General features: G+C 51.7%; 1 rRNA gene. It reads right to left on the bottom strand.

Features of this window, described 5'->3' with window-relative positions:
- Nucleotides 1-10: 10 nt before the first annotated feature.
- A 23S ribosomal RNA gene (locus tag M3166_RS18845) occupies nucleotides 11-2,939 on the bottom strand.
- Nucleotides 2,940-2,948: the final 9 nt, after the last annotated feature.

Here is a 2,948-nt window from a genome sequence, read left to right as displayed (position 1 = left end):
GCAATAAAATGTGGTTAAGTCCTCGACCGATTAGTATTCGTCAGCTGCATGCGTCACCGCACTTCCACCTCGAACCTATCTACCTGATCGTCTTTCAGGGGTCTTACTTACTTGCGTAATGGGAAATCTCATCTTGAGGGGGGCTTCATGCTTAGATGCTTTCAGCACTTATCCCGTCCATACATAGCTACCCAGCGATGCCTTTGGCAAGACAACTGGTACACCAGCGGTATGTCCATCCCGGTCCTCTCGTACTAAGGACAGCTCCTCTCAAATTTCCTACGCCCACGACGGATAGGGACCGAACTGTCTCACGACGTTCTGAACCCAGCTCGCGTACCGCTTTAATGGGCGAACAGCCCAACCCTTGGGACCGACTACAGCCCCAGGATGCGATGAGCCGACATCGAGGTGCCAAACCTCCCCGTCGATGTGGACTCTTGGGGGAGATAAGCCTGTTATCCCCGGGGTAGCTTTTATCCGTTGAGCGATGGCCCTTCCATGCGGAACCACCGGATCACTAAGCCCGTCTTTCGACCCTGCTCGACTTGTAGGTCTCGCAGTCAAGCTCCCTTATGCCTTTACACTCTACGAATGATTTCCAACCATTCTGAGGGAACCTTTGGGCGCCTCCGTTACTCTTTAGGAGGCGACCGCCCCAGTCAAACTGTCCGCCTGACACTGTCTCCTACCCCGCTAAGGGGCATGGGTTAGAAGTTCAATACAACCAGGGTAGTATCCCACCGACGCCTCCTTCGAAGCTGGCGCTCCGAGATCTCTGGCTCCTACCTATCCTGTACAAGTTGTACCAAAATTCAATATCAGGCTACAGTAAAGCTCCACGGGGTCTTTCCGTCCTGTCGCGGGTAACCTGCATCTTCACAGGTACTATAATTTCACCGAGTCTCTCGTTGAGACAGTGCCCAGATCGTTACGCCTTTCGTGCGGGTCGGAACTTACCCGACAAGGAATTTCGCTACCTTAGGACCGTTATAGTTACGGCCGCCGTTTACTGGGGCTTCAATTCACAGCTTCGCTTGCGCTAACCGCTCCTCTTAACCTTCCAGCACCGGGCAGGCGTCAGCCCCTATACGTCACCTTACGGTTTTGCAGAGACCTGTGTTTTTGCTAAACAGTCGCCTGGGCCTATTCACTGCGGCTTCTCTAGGCTATGCACCCAAAGAAGCACCCCTTCTCCCGAAGTTACGGGGTCATTTTGCCGAGTTCCTTAACGAGAGTTCTCTCGCACACCTTAGGATTCTCTCCTCGACTACCTGTGTCGGTTTGCGGTACGGGCACCTCTCACCTCGATAGAGGCTTTTCTTGGCAGTGTGAAATCAGGAACTTCGCTCATACGAGCTCGTCATCACAGCTCAACGTTATAGTATGCGGATTTGCCTACATACACGCCTTACTGCTTGAACACGCGCAACCAACGGCGTGCTTACCCTATCCTACTGCGTCCCCCCATTTCTCAAACGGTGAGGAGGTGGTACAGGAATATCAACCTGTTGTCCATCGCCTACGCCTATCGGCCTCGGCTTAGGTCCCGACTAACCCTGAGCGGACGAGCCTTCCTCAGGAAACCTTAGTCATACGGTGCATGGGATTCTCACCCATGTTTCGCTACTCATACCGGCATTCTCACTTCTAATCGCTCCACCAGTCCTTCCGGTCTGACTTCAACGCTATTAGAACGCTCTCCTACCACGCATACTCAAAGTATGCATCCACAGCTTCGGTGAATCGTTTAGCCCCGATACATTTTCGGCGCAGCGTCACTCGACCAGTGAGCTATTACGCACTCTTTAAATGATGGCTGCTTCTAAGCCAACATCCTGGTTGTCTAAGCAACGCCACATCCTTTTCCACTTAACGATTACTTGGGGACCTTAGCTGGTGGTCTGGGCTGTTTCCCTCTTGACTACGGATCTTATCACTCGCAGTCTGACTCCCGTGTATAAATATCCGGCATTCGGAGTTTGTCTGAATTCGGTAAAGCGAGATGCCCCCCTAGTCCAAACAGTGCTCTACCTCCGGTATTCTCAATCACGAGGCTAGCCCTAAAGCTATTTCGGAGAGAACCAGCTATCTCCAGGTTCGATTGGAATTTCTCCGCTACCCACACCTCATCCCCGCACTTTTCAACGTGCGTGGGTTCGGGCCTCCAGTGAGTGTTACCTCACCTTCACCCTGGACATGGGTAGATCACCTGGTTTCGGGTCTACGACCACGTACTAATTCGCCCTATTCAGACTCGCTTTCGCTGCGGCTCCGTCTTCTCAACTTAACCTCGCACGTAATCGTAACTCGCCGGTTCATTCTACAAAAGGCACGCTATCACCCATTAACGGGCTCTAACTACTTGTAGGCACACGGTTTCAGGATCTATTTCACTCCCCTTCCGGGGTGCTTTTCACCTTTCCCTCACGGTACTGGTTCACTATCGGTCACTAGGTAGTATTTAGCCTTGGGAGATGGTCCTCCCGGATTCCGACGGAATTTCACGTGTTCCGCCGTACTCAGGATACACTCTGGAGGGAATGAACTTTTGACTACAGGGCTTTTACCTCGTTTCGCGGACCTTTCCAAGTCGCTTCGTCTAATTCATTCTTTTGTAACTCCGTATAGAGTGTCCTACAACCCCAAAGAGCAAGCTCTTTGGTTTGGGCTCTTCCCGTTTCGCTCGCCGCTACTCAGGGAATCGAATTTTCTTTCTGTTCCTGCAGGTACTTAGATGTTTCAGTTCTCTGCGTCTGTCTTCAACACGCTATGAATTCACGTGAAGATACTATCCGATTAAAGATAGTGGGTTCCCCCATTCGGAAATCCCCGGATCAAAGCTTACTTACAGCTCCCCGAGGCATATCGGTGTTAGTGCCGTCCTTCATCGACTCCTAGTGCCAAGGCATCCACCGTGCGCCCTTATTAACTTAACCAAAAGTTAA

It is taken from the genome of Solibacillus isronensis (assembly GCF_023715405.1).
In the GTDB taxonomy this organism is placed as follows: domain Bacteria; phylum Bacillota; class Bacilli; order Bacillales_A; family Planococcaceae; genus Solibacillus; species Solibacillus isronensis_B.
Note: the sequence above shows the minus strand (reverse complement) of the source record. Positions and strands in the feature narration are given on the sequence as shown.